We start from the raw sequence: 17,253 nt of genomic DNA on the forward strand, positions 1-17,253 counted from the left end.
CGATGACATGCCGGGGGCGGACCGGGACGGGTTAACGGCAGGCCCCGCCGACCGATTGCAAGCGGTCGGCGGGGCCATTGTGGCTCTTGACAGCGGATTGGGTCATATGAGTGAAAGCCGCCACGCACCCGGTGCGTGCATCATGCGAATCACGATCATCGTGGCGTTGGAGCAAATGGTCAGCGCCACCGCTATGCCGCAGCCCAGAGCCTCCATATGCAGCACGGCAACAAAAATGATATCCAGTACCACGTTAACGAGGCAGCCGGAAGCGATGATCACGGCAGGGCCACGCGTGTCGCCCACGGCGCGCAGCAGTGCCGTTCCCATATTGAGCAGCAGCGCCGCAACCATGGCGGCAAAATAGCAACGAGCATAGGCCACACCCTCGGCCAATAGTTCATGCGGCGTATTCATAAGCACCAGCATGGGCTCAACGAACACTATGCCCAGAATCGAGACGACGATACCGCCCACCAGAGCGAGCGTCATGGCCGTATGGACCGAACGACTCAGTCGCTCATCATCGTGCTGGCCAAAATACTGACCCGTAATGACAGCACAGCCGGCGCCAACACCGACGCAAAAACCGATGCAGAGCTCCGTGAGCACCATCGTGGCCTGTATGCCGCCCAGCGCGAGCTTGCCGCCAAACTGACCGACGATATAGGTACCGATAAGCGTGTAGGCCTGCTGAAAGAACGAACTAAAAAAGATGGGAACGCACAGCGAAAGCAACTGCTGCCAAATAACACCCTGTGTTACATCGATAGCCGTAGATTTCTTAGCCACACGCCCTCCCCACCAGCGCACGTCAAACAACAAAACGTCAATTTAAGACCAAGGCCAGCACCAGCTTAGCACCGACCGGCGTCAACCGAAACACACGGAATCAGAGCCCGGTGCAAAATATCTGCCTAGTGATACAGTCCCGGCTGGTAGTGATACTCGTTGCTCACGTGCGGACACAACTGCCAAAAAGCGACAGCACTCGCCGCGGCCACGTTGAGCGAATCGACCCCGTGCGCCATCGGAATACGCACAGCCCGGTCACAGCCCGCGATGGTCTTGGCGCCCAGGCCGGCGCCCTCGGTGCCCATAAAGATCGCCAACCGGTCAATCTCCCGCAACGCGGGATCGTCCAACGACACCGAATCATCCGTCAATGCCATGGCGGCACACGAAAAGCCGGCATCGTGCAGCGCCGCCAGCCCATCATGCGGCCATACGCGCGCCTCGCTGCCAATGCGCGTCCAGGGCACCTGGAACACCGTGCCCATGCTCACGCGGGCCGAGCGGCGGTACAGCGGGTCACAGCAAGTGGGGCTTACCAAAATGCCATCGACATTCAACGCTGCCGCCGAGCGGAAAATCGCACCCACATTAGTATGGTCGACAATACCCTCGAGCACGCACACGCGCACCGGGCGCTCACCCGCCACCTCGACGACGCCGTCCAAGAACTCATCAACCGGAATCTGACGCGGGCGACGGAACGCCGCGAGCGCACCGCGCGTCACGTTAAAGCCCGTCAACTGCTCCATGAGCTCCATGGAGGCCACGAACACAGGAACCGGACCTGCGCCCTCGTGTACAACCAGACGCTCGAACAGCGGCATCATCTGATCGAGCCAGCGCTCACCCAAAAGAAAGCTCACCGGCTCGTATCCGGCACGCACCGCGCGCTCGATGACCTTGGCGCTCTCGGCGATAAAGATGCCCTTTTGCGGCTCCAGCACGCAGCGCAGCTCGCGCTCAGTCAGTCGCACGTAGGCGTCGAGCCGCTCATCATTAAGGGAATCGATTCGCAGCACCTCAACGGCATCAGTCATAGCAGCCAGCCCGTACCCTTCTTTACAGCACATCTATACCAAACGAGGCGACGCTAAGCGCCGCCCCATGCATTCAATCAACCCGGTGATACCGTTCACGCCAGACGATTTAAGCATCAACACGACGATATGTCACGAACTCATAATCGAGGCCTTCGTCACCCTCGCCCGCGGCAATCGTGGCAACCCCGTCGCGCCGCGCAACTTCCCACGCAGGATCGACATCCAAATTGGGAAAATACGTGTCCACGGCATGGGTGCAATGGTTGTGCGTGACCTCGGCCTCCACGCAGTACGGCAGAAATTGCCGATAGACATCGCCGCCACCGATCACCCAGGCAACGGGCTCATCGGCAACCGCGGCCAAGGCCTCGTCAACGCTATGCACCACGTCGATGCCCTCGGGGGCAAAGCCCTCGTCGCGCGTAAGCACAATGTTGCGGCGGTTCTTAAGCGGACGCCCGCCGGGAAAACTCAGCAGGGTCTTGCGTCCCATAATGACCGGACAACCCTTGGTGCACGCCACAAAATGGCGCATGTCGGCACGGTTGGACACGACCATGTCACCCTCGCACCCAATGCCCCAGTCATCGCACACGGCGACAATGGCAGAAAGCTTACACGTCATGCGCGTCACCTACACAGCAATGGGGATGTTCTTGACCTGCGGGCCGTGCTCATAGCCCTCAACGATCAGATCATCAGTCGTAAACGCGTAGAAATCATGCACATCGGGGTTGAGCGTTACCTTAGGAGCCGCAAACTGCGGACGCTCGATAAGCTCGCGGACGATATCGACATGACGGTCGTAAATATGGGCATCGGCGATCACATGCAGCAACTCGCCAGCGATCATATCGACCGACTGCGCGACCATCATCAGCAAAATGGCGTACTGGCACACATTCCAGTTGTTCGCGGCCAAAATGTCCTGGCTGCGCTGGTTGAGAATCATGTTGAGTGTTGGCTTATCGTCCTGCGGACGCTGCGTGACGTTATAGGTCACGCTGTAGGCGCACGGATACAGGTGCATCTCGGACAGGTCGCTAAACACGTACGTATTGGTCATGATGCGACGGCTGTACGGCGTGTGCTTAAGGTCGTACAGCACACGGTCCATCTGGTCAAAGTCACCCTCGGCATAATGGCTCTTCTGCCCAATCTGATACCCGTAGGCCTTGCCGATAGAGCCGGTCTCGTCGGCCCACTCATCCCAAATATGGCTGTTGAGGTCATGCACGTTATTGGACTTCTTTTGATAGATCCACAAGATCTCGTCCATGGCAGATTTGAGGGCCGTACGACGCAGGGTAAGCGCCGGAAACTCCTCACGCAGGTCGTAGCGCGCCGTAACGCCAAAGTTTTTAATAGTATAGGCAGGGGTGCCGTCCTCCCACACCGGACGAACCTTTTGGCCCTCGGTAGTGGTGCCATGGTCCAGAATATCGCGGCACATGGCTACAAACTGTTGATCAGCTTTGCTCATTGACCCTCCTGTCAGTCGCCTATAAGCGATTTTTATTGTAGCCCAGGCGCGCAGCATCGAATTGCACACTTGGGGCGGCACACGCAATGCACGGCAGTACGGCACCGCATTCGCAAATGCTGTACCTTTAGCTTTTTTGACATATGCCAAAAATAGCTTGAACGGTTTCGTATACGCGCTATCCTATTGTTGACATATGTCAGATTTGGAGAGTGTATGGCAGGAAGACGCGAAAAATTGCGCCGTGTTGGGATCATTCCCGAATATCGCGGCTTTACCCCTGACGGCCTTGCCAGCGGAGACGCCATCGACATGACGGTCGATGAGCTCGAAGTCCTACGGCTTTGCGACCTGGAAGGCCTCAATCAGGAGGCCGTCGCCCAGCAAATGGGCATCGCCCGTGCCACCGTGGCGGCCATCTGCAGCCGCGCGCATCGCAAGGTGGCAAACGCGCTGGTCAACGGGCGAGCACTTAGTATCGAGGGCGGCAATATCGCATACTCCCCTACACCTACGACGACGGCCATATGGCCAGCAAAGGAGGTCGGCACCATGAGGGTGGCAACGACGTACGACAACGGCAACATCTTTATGCACTTTGGCCGCAGTGAGCAGTTCAAAATCTATGACATCCAGGATGGCAAGGTGCTCAACGAGCAGGTCGTAGGCACCGGCGGCACTGGTCACGGCGCCCTAGCGGGTCTGCTCGCCAACGGTGGCGTCGATACGCTCATCTGCGGCGGTATCGGCGGCGGCGCCATCAACGCGCTCACCCAGGCAGGCATCACGGTCTATGCGGGCGCCCAGGGCAGCTGCGACGCCTGCGTCGAGGCCCTCATTGCCGGCACGCTCGCGCAGACCGGCGAGGCCACCTGCGACTGCCATGGGCACGAGCACGAGCACGCCCACGAGCATGGCGAGGCCTGCGGCTGCCACGGCCACCACGACCATGATGGGCACGAGGGCTGTGGCTGCCACTAGTGGCAAGCACCTCAACGCCAACACGTTTCCGCGCGTGAGAAAACCTGCGAACGAACGGCGAAGGCCGCCTGGAGTACCATCCAGGCGGCCTTCGCCATACTCGACTCAACCAGTCGTTACTTTTTATTACGCATCTGCGCTTCCATCTGGCGCAGCAGGTCCATATCGGACTTGGGACCACCTGTTCCCATGCCACCCAGGCCACCCAGGCCGCCCATGCCGCCCAGGCCCATGGCATCCAGACCGGGAATATTGGGCATGCGCATCTTTTTGCCTTTTTTACCCTTCTTGCCCTTCTTGCCGCCGGCTTGCGCCTGGTTGGCCATCGAGCGCATGCGGCCCATCATCTTGTTCATCTCGCCCCACTGCTTCATAAGGCTATTGACCTCGGTGGGGGTCACGCCGGCACCCTTGGCGATGCGGGCGCGACGCTGGCCGTTGATGATGGAAGGACGCAGGCGCTCCTCCTTGGTCATCGACATGATGATGGCCTCGTTCTTGTCGAAGATGCCCTCATCCAGGTTGCCGCCCATCTGGTTGAGCGCGCGCTGGCCGCCGGGAAGCATGCCCAGAATGCCCTTCATGCCGCCCATCTTCTTGACGGCCTTCATCTGGTCGAGCATGTCGTTCATGGTAAAGCCCTCTCGCAGCATGCGCTCGGCAGCCTCGAGCTGCTCGGCATCGGCTGCCTCCTGGGCCTTCTCGATAATGCCGACGACATCACCCATGCCCAAGATGCGCTTGGCCATGCGGTCGGGATAGAACGGCTCCAGCGAATCGGGCTTCTCGCCCATGCTCACGAACTTGATGGGCTTGCCGGTCACCTGGCGCACCGAAAGCGCGCCGCCGCCACGGGCGTCGCCGTCGAGCTTGGAGATGATCACGCCGTCAAAGTCGGTGCGCTCGGCGAAGGTCGAGACAACGTTGACGATATCCTGGCCGGTCATGGCATCGACGACCATCAGCACCTGATCGGGCTTGACGGCCTTCTTGATGTCCACGGCCTCCTGCATCATCTGCTCGTCGATCTGCAGACGACCGGCGGTATCGACGATGACCACATCGCGCAGGTGGTCGACGGCCTCCTGGATGGCGCCCTTGGCAATAGCGACCGGGTGCTCGCCGTCACCGCGGAAGACCGGCACGCCGATCTCTCCACCAAGCGTGGCCAGCTGGTCGGCAGCGGCGGGACGGTAGACGTCGCACGCGGCGAGCAGCGGCGAGCGGCCCTGCTTCTTGAGCAGGTATGCCAGCTTTACAGCCGCCGTGGTCTTACCGGAGCCCTGCAGGCCCACGAGCATAATGACGTTGGGAATGCGGTTGCTAAAGACGAGCTTGCTCTCGGTGGAGCCGAGCATCTCGGTGAGCTCGTCGAGCACGATCTTGACGACGTTTTGCGCCGGAGTCAGCGATTCCATGACCTCGGCGGTCATGCAGCGCTCCTTGGTCTTGGCGACAAACTCCTTGACGACCTTAAAGTTGACGTCGGCCTCGAGCAGCGCCATGCGAATGTCGCGCATGGCCGAGGTGATATCGGCCTCGGTCAGCTTGCCCTTGCCGCGCAGGCGGTCAAATGTGTCGTTGAGGCGATCGCTCAGAGAATCAAACACTGGTCACTCCTTAGTTGGACTCGCCCACCAGGGCGCGGCAGAAATCTTTGGCATTAAACTCCTGCAGGTCATCGACCTGCTCGCCCACGCCCACGCGCAGAATTGGGAGCTTGAGCTTCTCGGCCACGGCCATGGCGATACCGCCCTTTGCCGTGCCGTCGAGCTTAGTCATGATAATACCGTCCAGACCCAGCTCCTCATTAAACTCGAGCGCCTGGTTCAGGCCGTTTTGGCCCGTCGCGGCATCGATCACGAGGACGACCGAGACGGGCATGGGGCCGGCGGCCATATTGGCGGCGCGCTTACGCGTCACGTTAACCACCTTGGCAAGCTCGCGCATGAGCTCGGGGCTCGTGTGAAGACGACCGGCGGTGTCGATGAGCACCAGGTCGCTGCCGCGCTTATCGGCCTCGTCGAGCACGTCGTAGCAAACGCTTGCCGGGTCTGAGCCGCGGTCGCGCTTTATGACGGGGACGCCGGCGCGCTGGCCCCACACATCGAGCTGTTCGATGGCGGCAGCGCGGAAGGTATCGGCCGAGCCGATCACGACGTTCTTGCCGCGGGCGGCCATGGCGCTCGCGATCTTGCCGACCGTAGTGGTCTTGCCGGCACCGTTGATGCCCACAAACAGAACACAGCTCGGCGTGTCGGCGAACGGATCGCGCTCGACGGGTACAAAATGCTGCTCGAGCTGCTCGGCCAGGGCCCGACGGAGTTGCGGGGCGGTCTTGAGGTTCTTCTTGGCCGCGGCATCGCGCAGGTCGTCGGAGACCTGGATGGCGACCTCGGCACCCATGTCACCCATGACGAGGGTGTCCTCTAGATCCTCCCAAAAATCCTCGTCGACCTCGCCGCCAAAATAAAAGACCTCGTTGAGGGCCTCGCGGCTACGCTCAAGTCCGCGCGAGAGAGCATCGAAGAATCCCATTATGCATTCACGACCTTTCCGGTTTCGCGATCGAGTTTTTGCGAGACGACGCGACTGACGCCGTCAGCTTGCATCGAGACGCCGTAGAGAACGTCAGCGTCCTCCATAGTACGGCGCTGATGCGAGATAACCAAGAGCTGTGTATCGGATCGCAGCACGTCGAGCGCGCCGATAAGCTTGGACAGGTTGGCGTCATCGAGCGCCGCCTCGACCTCGTCCAGCACATAGAACGGCACCGTACGCGTGCGATACACGGCAAAGAGCAGGGCAAGCGCCGTCAGGCTCTTCTCGCCGCCCGACATGAGCATCATCTTGGTGATACGCTTGCCGCGCGGCTGCGCCACGACCTCGATGCCCGTCTCGGCCGGGTGCTCGGGGTCGGTCATCTCCAGATGTGCCTGGCCACCCGGGAACAGCATGGCGAAGATCTCGCGGAAGTTCGCATCGACCTTTTCGAAGGTCACCAGGAAGGCTTTACGCATCTTGCGGTCGATGGCCACGGTAATCTTGGTGAGCGCCTTGCGCGCGCTCTCCAGATCGGCCAGCTGCTCCTCGATGTAATCGGCGCGGCGCTTGAGCTGCTCGTACTCCTCCATGGCAACCTGGTTCACAGGGCCCAGGTTGTTGATCTGGCGCACGAGCTGGTTGAGCTCGCGCTCGGCGGCGTCGCGGTCGGTGGGAGCAGGAAGCATGAGCGCTTCCTCGAGCACGGTGGTGCCATCGGCGGTAATGGCCTTGATGGCCGCCTCTACCTGCACTTCGAGCTTGCCGCGCGCGACCTTGAACTCGTTTTGTGTCGCTGTGGCGGCATCGACCCGCTCCTTGGCGCGGGAGACCTCGGCCTTGGCATCCTCGATGGTTTTCTTGAGCGAAGCCGAGTCTGCCTCCTCGAGTGAGGCCTGGTCACGCAGGCGCGCGGCCCAATCAGATGCACGCTCCAGCAGGGCCGAATAGCGCTCGTGCATGGGATCGACACGCAGGCGCAGCAGCTCGAGCGAGCGCGAAGCCTGACGTGTTCCGCGGATACGGCGGTCAATGCCCTCCAGGCGATGCTCCAGATCGGGCACGCGGCCCTTCAGCGAACGCAGGCGCTCACTCGTCTGGGCCAGGCGCACCTTGGCATCGGCGAGCTTACCGGCTGCCTCGGAATCGTCACGGCGCACGCGATCGAGCTCGTCGTTGGCTTCGGCAATCTGGAGACCCAGGTCGCTTGCCTGCGCACGGGCCTCGTCGCGCGAACGGGTGAGCTCGTCAACGCGCGGGCGCGCGGCGTTCACGGCCTCGGCCGCCTGCTCGCGGCGCCTGGAGATGCGCGCACGCTCGACCTCGGCGTTGTTGGCGCTTTGCTCCAGGCGGCCAATCTCGGAGAGCAGCGAGCGACGCTCGCCCTCAAGACGGGCGATCTCGCCGGCGGCATCACCCTCGGAGGCGCGCGCCTCCTCGACGGCCGCATTGGCCTCGATAACCTGGTTCGACACATGCTCAAAAACGGCAGCCAAATCGGGCTCCAAGCCTTCGAGCTCGCGAATGCGGCGCTTCCGCTCCAGGGCACCCGAGGCCTCGCCGGCATCGAGCCCCACGCGCACCAGGCCACCAAAGCTCACGCGAGCGCCATCGGGCGTCACATAGGTCACACCGTCAACGACTGGCGCCGCCAGCGCACAAGGCAAGTCATCGACCACGTAATAGCCGCCGAGCAGTGCATCGACAATCGGGCCATAACCGGAACGCACGGACAGGCGATCAACCAGACGCGAACCGGCAGCGCCCTCGGCAGCAGCAGAGCCGCTCACAGCACGCGCCACCAGCAGTGCCTCGCCCGAGGCCTTCTTTTGGTCCAAAGCCGCACGACCGGCACGCTCAAGCGTGGCGGCGTCATCAAACAACAGGGCATCGATATCGCCGGCAAGCAGCTGCTCGACCAGGCCCTCAAGCTCACGCGGCGCCTCGAGCACGTCGCCCAGACGGCCCGTTACGTCATCGCCCAATGCCCCTACCAGACGGCTCACCAACGGCGAGCTATCGGCCATACGGGCATCGAGCTTCTTTTGGCTCGCAAGCTCAGAGCGCACCTCGGACAACTTGTTGCGCGACTCGCTCTCACGGGCGCGCAAGTCCTTCAACGCCGCACGGGCGACCTCGGTGGCCTGGCGCGCATCGGCCTGAGCTTGGCGAGCCTGATCGAGCGCGCCGTCGAGCTCCTCGGCGCGGTCGCGACGGCTCTCGAGCGAGGCCGTGACCTCCTCGAGCTGCTCGTCAATCTGCTCCAGGCGCGAGGCGTACATGTTGTCCTCGACCTCGGCATTGCTCAACGAGTCTTTCACCTTGGCAAGCTCGAGCGCAGCCTTGTCGGCCACGCGCTGCACATCGCGTTGCTCGCGCGTAAGCTGCGAAATCTGATTGTCGAGCGCAACACGGCGCTCGTGGAGCTCGGCGGCGGCAGGGCCGGCGGCGTCAACGTCGTCCTGGGCCTGCATGTGCGCACCGGTCACTTCCTCAAGCTGGGCACGTGCATCCTCGAGCTCCTCGACCACGCGACGACGCTGATGCTCGGAGCTCGAAATCTGGCCGCGCATATCGGACAGGCGCGACACCATATTGTGGCCCTTTTCCTCGAGCAGGCGCATATCGGAGTTAATGCGGCCGACCACATCTTGCATATGACGGCGCTGCTCGCCCAAGTCACCCACAAACAGGCCCTTTTCCTCGAGCATCACCTGGAGCTTCTCGAGCTCGCGCTCCTTTTCGCCCAAGCGGTACTGCGCAAGCTCCAGCTCGGCGGCACCCTCTTTGGAACGGCTCTCCAGATCGTTCCACTGCGACTGCAGCGAACGAAGCTCGTCAACGGCCAGCATCTGCGTAAGCTCGTTCGCGCGCGAGGACAGCTCTTTGTACTTGCGCGCGCGATCGACCTGACGCTCCAACGGTCGCAGCTGACGGGCAATCTCCTTATTGATGTCGCGCGCACGAGTAAGGTGCTCGTCCATCGACTTAATCTTTTTGAGCGCACGCTCCTTGCGGCGCCTGTGCTTGGAAATGCCGGCAGCCTCCTCGATAAGGACGCGGCGCTCCTCGGGACGGCTCTGCAAAATGGCATCGAGCTTGCCCTGGCTGATAATGGAATGCGTATCCTTACCCAAGCCCGAATCGTGCAAAATGTCCTGGATATCCATCAGGCGGCACGGACTCGAATTGATGAGGTATTCGCTCTCGCCCGAACGATACATGCGGCGGGTGATGGCAACCTCATCAAAGTCGACAGGCAGCACATGGTCCGAGTTATCGAGCACCAGCGTGACCTCGGCAACGCCCACCGGCTTGCGCGCCGACGAGCCTGAGAAGATGACGTCCTCCATGGCCTGGCCGCGCAGCTGCTTGGCGCTCTGCTCACCCAGTACCCACAGAATCGAATCGGAGATATTCGATTTTCCCGAGCCGTTAGGACCGACGATGACGGTCAGGCCCGGCTCAAACGTCATATGGGCGCGGTCGGCAAACGACTTGAACCCTTTGAGCGTAAGGGACTTGAGATACACGGTTCCTCGCTTAAACGGGCTTCTTGTTGAGAATCACACCGTTGGTGGTGTAACCCATGCGGTCGAGCGCCTCGAGTGCAGCGGCTCCCTCGGCCTCTTTCTTAGAGGCGCCGGTGCCGCGGCCCTGACGGATACCGTCGACAAGCACCACGGCGGTAAAGGTGGGCGCATGTGCCGGGCCCTCGGAGCCTACCAGCTTGTATGCCGGGGGCTCGTGACCGTCTGCCTGCACGCACTCCTGCAAGAACGACTTGGGGTTCGCGGGGTGCTCGGCACGCTCGGAGGCCAAATGGGGCTTAAGCGTGCGGTGGATGAACTCCGCCGCCGCATCCCAGCCGGCATCGAGGTACAACGCACCCACGAGCGACTCATAGACGTTCTCGAGCGCCGAGTTAAGGCCGCGCGCGCCGGTACCGGTCTCGGAGGCGCCAAAGATGATGATGTCGTCGATGCCCAGCTCGTGCGAAACCTCGGACAGCGTGGCACCCGAAACAAGCGATACCTTCAGACGCGTGAGCTTGCCTTCATCGAACTCGGGATAAGACTCAAAGAGCGAACGGGCAACCACGGCGCCCAGAATGGAGTCACCCAAAAACTCAAGCCGCTCATAGCTGGCAGAGACCGGCTGCCCCTCTACTGCCGAGGGGTGGGTGAGCGCCGCGCGTAGCAGCACCTTGTTATTAAACTCATGGCCCAGGATTTCCTGAGCGCGCGTGAGTCGTTGAGATAAAGCCAAGACCTAGGCCTCCCTGGCGTTTTCGATAGCGTCGACGGCGTCGGCAACGGAGGTGAGCGACAACAGGGTCTCGTCATCGATTTCGAGGTCAAACTCGTCCTCGATGGCCGTCACCAGCTGCAGGCGCTCGAGCGAATTGGCATCGAGGTCGTCAAAAGTCGTCTCATCACTGATCTCGGCAACGTCAACGCCCAGCACGTCGGCAGCGACCTCGGCGATCTTGTCAAAGATTTCGGAGCGATCCATAGCGCATCCTCTCATAAGTCGTGGAATACAATGTGTCGCGCGGGCGGAAGCCGCATTGCAGCACGGCTCCGATTCTACCCCACGATGCATAGCTTGAGCCACGTAACGGAGCTCTTGCTAAACGATACCTTCCATGGAATTGGCAATGCTTTCGATAAGCCCGGCTCGAACGGCCTGAGCCGCGGCGAGCGTACCGTTCTTAACGGCTTCGGCCGACGTGGCGCCATGGCCAATCAAAACGACGCCGCGAAGGCCCAGCAGGATCGCGCCGCCCTTGGCATCGCCCGAGAGCTTGGCTTTCATCTGGCGCATCTGCTTTTTGATGAGCAGTGCGGCAATCTTGGTACCGAGCGAAGACATAAAGGCGCCCTTGAGCTCTTGCAGCAAAAACTTGGCAGCGCCCTCGGTTGCCTTGAGCGCAATATTGCCCGACATGCCGTCGGCGACCACAACGTCAAAATTGCCCGACGTAAGATCGGTGCCTTCGCAGTTGCCCACAAAACCGGGAACCGCGGCTTTCATAGCCGGGAAGCACGCCTTGGTAAAGTTAGAACCCTTCTCGTCCTCGGTGCCGTTGCCAAGCAGGCCCACACGCGGGTGTTCGATGCCCAGGACCACGCGGGCATAGGCTGCACCCATCTGGGCAAAGCGGACCATGTCGTCGACCTCGACATCGGGGTTGGCCCCCATGTCGCACAGTACCGTAAGGCCACCGGCGCGGTTGGGCAGCGCATTGGTGAGGCATGGACGCACCGGCTGCTTCTTACCCTCTACCAAATATCTAAACGGCGTCACGTAGGCGGTGGCGGCAGCCGTCATGGCGCCGGTCGACCCCGCGGAGAAAAACGCGTCCGCGTTGCCCTTCTTAATAGCACGGCAGGCAAGCACGATCGAAGACTTACGCTTGGTCATCACGGCGCGGATGGGATCGTCGTCCATGGCGATGACATCGGGGGCCTCCAGAGCCTCCACGCGCGCGTGCGCCGCGGCAAAGGGGTTGACGATATCGGCGGGGCCAACAGCAATGACCTCGATATCGGGATCGGCGGCAAGTGCGGCCTCAATACCGTCGAGGACAACTTGGGGCTTCTCGTCTCCGCCCACAACGTCTACACAAACGCGAACGTTACTCATTTCAAGTGCTCCTTATACAAAAATGGCCGACTCATTGAGCCGGCCATTATGGTTCCAGTTGGAACGGCATCGTATCCAGAGTATACAGTTACTCGGTAACGATAACCTCGCGGTCCTTGTAGAAACCGCAGCTGGGGCACACGTGGTGCGGGAGCTTGACAGCGCCGCAACGGGGGCACGTGGACTGAGCCGCAGCCGAGATCTTCATGTTGGCGGAACGACGGGTATGGGTACGGATACGACCCTGCTTTTGTTTAGGTACGGGCATAGTGACCTTCCTTATGAACTATCCAGTGTGGCGATTACGCGCAAGTAGCGATACTACCACATTTTTACTCATCAAGATTGAGATTCTTCAATGCTGCAAATGGATTTTCCGTGGCAGCGGCCCATTCGGCCTCGGCCTGGGCAGCGCAATCGCATTGCTCGACGTTGAGATTGATGCCGCAGGTGGGGCACAGGCCGCGGCAATCGGGCTTGCAGAGCACCACAAACGGCGTGTCCATGACAACGGCGTCGTTAATGGGCTCCCCCAGATCGACAATGCGGTCCTCGCCCAAAAGCTCGTAACCGTCCTCGTAGGCCTCGGGATCCTCGGGCTCCTCAAAGAGGTAGAACTCCTCGATCTCGCCGGCGATATCAAACGAGGCGAGCTCAAGGCAGCGGTCGCATTCGCCGGTGGCGTGCGCTCGAACCATGCCGGAGAGCAGAACACCGGTGCCCGCATTGGTAAAAACCACGTCGTAAGCAATGCCGTCCTGCAGCTGGTACTCCTTCTCGCCCACCGTGTAGGTGGCGACATCGACCTTGCCGGTCAGCGGATACGAGTCTCCGGGAAACTCGAGCTGCTCGGAAAGATCGACGGTAACGCTCGGGAACTCAGCCATTACCACTGACCGTTCTGCTGGGCGGCACCCTCGTTGAGCTGCTGACGGCAACGGGTAACGGTGCCGGTCAGGCTCTTGAGGTTCTCCTCGAGATGCGTAAAGACCTGCTCGGCATAATCCTCGGCCGCATAGCGCGTCTCGCGCTCGTACTGCTGGGCACGATCACGGATATCGTCGGCCTGCTGCTGCGCCAAGCGGACGATCTCCTGCTCACCGGCAATGGTGAGCGCCTGCTGCTGAGCATCGGCAATGATGGAATCGGCCTGAGCGGCGGCGGAAGCCATAAGCTCGTCGCGCTCCTTGAGGATGCGACGGGACTTCTGCCACTCCTCGGGATAGCTCATACGGATCTCGTCAAGGATGTTAAAGAAGACGTCGGCATCGATAACCTTCATCTGGGCATTCTTGCCGAACGGCGTCTTAGCCTCTTCGATGAGCCCCTCGAGCTCCTCGACAAGGCTCACGATCCTGTCGCCAGGAAAATTCTCGCCCGGCATCCGGTCTCCTTTCATAGGTAACATGTCATCGTGTTAGTTTACCACATGCCATCAGGCAATATGAAACGTCACGAAAAGCGATGTTTAAGCGCTTCGACCACATTGGGCGGCACAAACGTCGACACATCGCTCCCGAGCGATGCGATCTGACGAACCACCGAGCTCGAGATATAGCCGTACTGCGGCGCACTCATGACAAAAATGGACTCAAGCTCGTTGTCCAGGCGATAGTTGAGGTCCGCCTGCTGCAGCTCGTACTCAAAGTCGGTCATGGCGCGCAGGCCCTTGACCACAGCACCCGCACCCTGCTCACGGGCAAAATCGACCAACAGGCCGGTAAAGGGCAGTACCTCGACACCGTCAATATCGCCCAGGGCCTCGCGGGCCAACGCCACGCGCTCATCGAGCATAAAGGTGGTGCCCACGCCGTTTTTGCCCTGCGACTCCGCCACGGCGACAATCACGCTGGGAAAAATGCGGCGGGCGCGGCGGATTACATCGATGTGACCAAACGTGATGGGGTCAAACGTACCCGGAACGATCACGCGGTTGATAGTGTCATTCATGGGTATCCTCCAAAGGCACGTCCTCGTCAATATCGCTGTCATTAGTATGGTCGCACTCGTCCGCGGCCACCCAGCGCAGCAAGTCAACCGAGGTAATGCCGTAGCGTTTCTCTCGCACGGTCTCAAAACCAGCCGGATGAGCGCCCGCGTCGCTTGCGGCATGCTCAAACAGGGCAAAGGCCCCTGGTGCCAGCAGGCCCTGCTGGGCAAGATTGCGCAGCAGCTCCTCGACCGGCTCGGCACCAAAGGCATAGGGTGGATCGAGCAGGACCAGATCAAAGGGGCCGCCAGGAACACGGCCGCGCGAGGCGCTCGCCAACACATCGCCGGTAACGACGTGCCAACGCGAGCGGTCGCGACACAGCGACTCGATATTCTTAGTGATCAGTCGGGCGGCATTGCGATCGATCTCGAACGTGATGAGCGAGCGAGCGCCGCGCGAGAGCATCTCGATTCCCAGGGCACCGGAGCCGCCAAAGGCATCCAGCACGCGGACCTCGTCCAGATCGAAATCGAATGCCGACATGACCATGGACGCACATGCCTCGCGCACGCGGTCGGTCGTGGGACGGGTGACATCGCGCCCACGCGGCTCTTCGATCTTGCGGCCGCGCCATTCACCGCCGATGATTCTCATCCTCCGCTGACCTCCTTGAAGATATGTCGATAGCGCGTGGCGACCGCATCGCGCAAGGGACGCGTCGCCACGGAGTCAAGGTTGCAAGCATACCGCAAGAGCTCGACCGCGTCCAAATGGGCCCATTCGATAAGATCCTCGTCGGCGTCCAGGTCCACAAAACGCAGGGTCACACCGCCATGTTGGCGATAACCCAAGATTTCGCCCTCGTGGCGCAAACGCAGGTCCATCTGCGCAAGCGCAAAACCGTCAGAGGTCTTTTCGAGCGCCCGCAGGCGGTCTTGCGCAGCAGACACACCGCCATTGCCCTTGGAATGCGTCATGACCAGGCACGTGCCCGACACGCTGCCGCGGCCCACGCGGCCTCTAAGCTGATGCAGGGCCGCCAAGCCAAAGCGCTCGCCGTTCTCGATAACCATGACGGTGGCGTTGGGCACGTCGACGCCCACCTCGACCACCGTAGTCGAGACGAGCACGTCGATCTCGCCGCGCTTAAAGGCGTCGATCACGCGGTCCTTCTCCCCCGCCGGCATGCGGCCGTGAAGACGCTCGACGGAAAGCCCCGGCAATGCCAGACGCAGGCGGTCGAGCTCGGTCGCGGTGTCGTGCAACGGCACGGGCACCGTCACGCGACCTTCATCGTCGCGAGCAATGCCGGGAACGTCTTCCAAATCGTCCGCGGAGTCACTCGGCTCCACAAGCGGGCAGATAACGTAAGCCTGCTGTCCTTGAGCATGCGCCTCGCGTATGGCACCGTAAGCCAAGTCGCGGCTCGACTCGGTGAGCACGCGCGTCGAGACGCCGGCCCCGGGAACGGGGCGATGACGAATGATGGACGTGTCCAGGTCGCCATAGACCGAGAGCGCCAGTGTGCGCGGAATAGGCGTGGCCGTCATAACGAGCAAGTCCGCACCTGGGCCTTTGGCACGCAGGGCATTGCGCTGCCCCACGCCAAACCGATGCTGCTCGTCGATAACGACGAGTGAAAGATGTTTAAACGTTACGTTATCCGAAAGGATCGCATGGGTACCAAAGAGCACATCGAGCTCACCAGACTGCAGCTGTGCATGGATGCGCTCGCGCTCGGCGGCCGGGGTAGCACCCGTCAGGAGCGCCCAGGACATACCGGCCTGCGAGAGCAAAGGACCGGTCTTATCGACATATTGACGCGCCAGCACGCCCGTGGGTGCCATGACGCAGGACTGGGTACCCGAATCGGCCGCGACTGCCAGCGCGCAGGCGGCGACGGCGGTCTTGCCGGTACCGACATCGCCCAGCAGCAAGCGGTTCATCACGTGGTCGCCATCGCACATGTCATGCAGGATGTCTTGGAACGCGGCCTCCTGCTCGACGCTCAGCGAAAACGGCAGGGCCCGCCTAAGCGCCGTCAAATGACCACCCGCGGTATGGGTGTAGGGAACCACCTCGACCATACCGCCGTCGTTGCGCAGACGAAGCGCCAGCTGAAGATAGAGGCATTCCTCATAGGCAAGCCGTGCGCGCGCGATATCGCGCTCGGCCATACTCGAGGGAAAGTGAATCGAACGCAGCGCACGGGCGCTGCTCATAAGGCGGCGCTTGGCGCGCAGGGGCGCGGGAATCGGGTCGAAAGGATTGCCGACAATCTCGAGCGCGCCGCTCACGATACGGCGCATCCAAGCCTGGCTCACACCGTCGCTCACATAGTGAACCGGCAGGATGGTGCCCGCGGCACGCCCGTCCTCGAGCTTTTCGAAATGCGGCGAGGCCATCTGCTTAAAGCCGTAGGCAAATTCGACCTTACCCATCACGGCCAGGCGGTCGCCCTGCTTGAGCTGCTGGGCAATCCAGGGCTGGCGGAAAAAAGCGACTTGCAGCACGCCCGTCTCGTCCACAAGCGAGACCTCGGTAACCTGCATACGCGGGCGGGGCTGCTTTTGAACGATACGATCGACCGTGGCGACGATCGTGCACACCGTACCGATAGGCGCCATCTCGATGGACCAGGAGCGTGTAAAGTCCAGATATCGATGAGGAATATGGAGAAGGAGGTCCCCCACCGTCCTAATTCCCAGACGGCGAAGGGCCTCCTCACGTTTACCCGAAACATATTTGAGTCGCGCGATATCCTCGTCGAGCGCATTGCTCTGGGCAAAGCGCTCCGAGACGCGCGGCACGGAGCACAGCTCGGACATGGG

The 17,253-nt window shown here is 61.3% G+C and carries 17 protein-coding genes; 1 reads left to right on the plus strand and 16 read right to left on the minus strand.

Annotated features, from left to right (window positions below):
* Nucleotides 1–102: 102 nt before the first annotated feature.
* From ACTM82_RS06525 to thyA, 4 genes are all read right to left on the minus strand, one after another.
* Nucleotides 103–792 carry an MATE family efflux transporter gene (locus tag ACTM82_RS06525; RefSeq protein WP_441055304.1) on the minus strand — a complete coding sequence of 230 codons (690 nt, stop codon included), beginning with the start codon at nt 790–792 and terminating at the stop codon, nt 103–105.
* A gap of 125 nt (nt 793–917) precedes the next feature.
* Nucleotides 918–1,832: a TrmH family RNA methyltransferase gene (locus tag ACTM82_RS06530; protein WP_441055306.1), complete on the minus strand. Its 915-nt coding sequence runs from the start codon at nt 1,830–1,832 to the stop codon at nt 918–920.
* Nucleotides 1,833–1,941: 109 nt separating this feature from the next.
* Nucleotides 1,942–2,460, minus strand: a complete 519-nt coding sequence (locus ACTM82_RS06535; protein ID WP_441055308.1) for a dihydrofolate reductase — start codon at nt 2,458–2,460, stop codon at nt 1,942–1,944.
* 9 nt (nt 2,461–2,469) lie between these two features.
* A complete protein-coding gene (thyA, locus tag ACTM82_RS06540) occupies nt 2,470–3,318 on the minus strand; it encodes a thymidylate synthase (protein WP_154515464.1) in 849 nt (282 codons plus the stop codon).
* 216 nt (nt 3,319–3,534) lie between these two features.
* Between thyA and ACTM82_RS06545 the strand changes: the two genes are divergently transcribed.
* Nucleotides 3,535–4,299, plus strand: coding sequence for a NifB/NifX family molybdenum-iron cluster-binding protein (locus ACTM82_RS06545; RefSeq protein ID WP_441055310.1), 765 nt, complete (start codon nt 3,535–3,537; stop codon nt 4,297–4,299).
* A 116-nt stretch (nt 4,300–4,415) separates the two neighbouring features.
* Here ACTM82_RS06545 and ffh read toward each other — a convergent pair whose 3' ends face one another.
* The 12 genes from ffh to recG all read right to left on the minus strand — a co-directional run bounded on the left by ffh (nt 4,416) and on the right by recG (nt 17,250).
* Entirely contained in the window at nt 4,416–5,909 is a 1,494-nt protein-coding gene (gene ffh / locus ACTM82_RS06550) for a signal recognition particle protein (RefSeq protein WP_441055311.1), read from the minus strand.
* 10 nt (nt 5,910–5,919) lie between these two features.
* Entirely contained in the window at nt 5,920–6,837 is a 918-nt protein-coding gene (gene ftsY / locus ACTM82_RS06555) for a signal recognition particle-docking protein FtsY (protein WP_441055313.1), read from the minus strand.
* Complete coding sequence (gene smc / locus ACTM82_RS06560) at nt 6,837–10,373, minus strand: chromosome segregation protein SMC (protein WP_441055315.1); 3,537 nt, start codon at nt 10,371–10,373, stop codon at nt 6,837–6,839. The genes ftsY and smc overlap by 1 nt, the downstream gene beginning before the upstream one ends.
* 10 nt (nt 10,374–10,383) lie before the next feature.
* On the minus strand, nt 10,384–11,109 hold the full coding sequence (rnc, locus tag ACTM82_RS06565) for a ribonuclease III (protein WP_154515455.1): 726 nt from the start codon (nt 11,107–11,109) through the stop codon (nt 10,384–10,386).
* A gap of 3 nt (nt 11,110–11,112) precedes the next feature.
* Nucleotides 11,113–11,355 carry an acyl carrier protein gene (locus ACTM82_RS06570; RefSeq protein ID WP_154515452.1) on the minus strand — a complete coding sequence of 81 codons (243 nt, stop codon included), beginning with the start codon at nt 11,353–11,355 and terminating at the stop codon, nt 11,113–11,115.
* A 117-nt stretch (nt 11,356–11,472) separates the two neighbouring features.
* On the minus strand, nt 11,473–12,489 hold the full coding sequence (gene plsX / locus ACTM82_RS06575) for a phosphate acyltransferase PlsX (RefSeq protein WP_154515449.1): 1,017 nt from the start codon (nt 12,487–12,489) through the stop codon (nt 11,473–11,475).
* Nucleotides 12,490–12,577: 88 nt separating this feature from the next.
* Entirely contained in the window at nt 12,578–12,757 is a 180-nt protein-coding gene (rpmF, locus tag ACTM82_RS06580) for a 50S ribosomal protein L32 (RefSeq protein ID WP_022094017.1), read from the minus strand.
* A 64-nt stretch (nt 12,758–12,821) separates the two neighbouring features.
* On the minus strand, nt 12,822–13,376 hold the full coding sequence (locus ACTM82_RS06585) for a YceD family protein (protein WP_154515446.1): 555 nt from the start codon (nt 13,374–13,376) through the stop codon (nt 12,822–12,824).
* Entirely contained in the window at nt 13,376–13,873 is a 498-nt protein-coding gene (locus ACTM82_RS06590) for an ATPase (RefSeq protein WP_154515443.1), read from the minus strand. Before ACTM82_RS06590 ends, ACTM82_RS06585 begins: the two co-directional genes overlap by 1 nt.
* A gap of 68 nt (nt 13,874–13,941) precedes the next feature.
* A complete protein-coding gene (coaD, locus tag ACTM82_RS06595; protein ID WP_154515440.1) occupies nt 13,942–14,439 on the minus strand; it encodes a pantetheine-phosphate adenylyltransferase in 498 nt (165 codons plus the stop codon).
* Complete coding sequence (gene rsmD / locus ACTM82_RS06600) at nt 14,432–15,076, minus strand: 16S rRNA (guanine(966)-N(2))-methyltransferase RsmD (protein WP_441055317.1); 645 nt, start codon at nt 15,074–15,076, stop codon at nt 14,432–14,434. The genes coaD and rsmD overlap by 8 nt, the downstream gene beginning before the upstream one ends.
* Complete coding sequence (gene recG, locus ACTM82_RS06605) at nt 15,073–17,250, minus strand: ATP-dependent DNA helicase RecG (protein ID WP_441055319.1); 2,178 nt, start codon at nt 17,248–17,250, stop codon at nt 15,073–15,075. The genes rsmD and recG overlap by 4 nt, the downstream gene beginning before the upstream one ends.
* Nucleotides 17,251–17,253: the final 3 nt, after the last annotated feature.

The sequence above is a fragment of the Collinsella sp. HCP3S3_E5 genome (assembly GCF_052067635.1).
GTDB lineage: Bacteria > Actinomycetota > Coriobacteriia > Coriobacteriales > Coriobacteriaceae > Collinsella.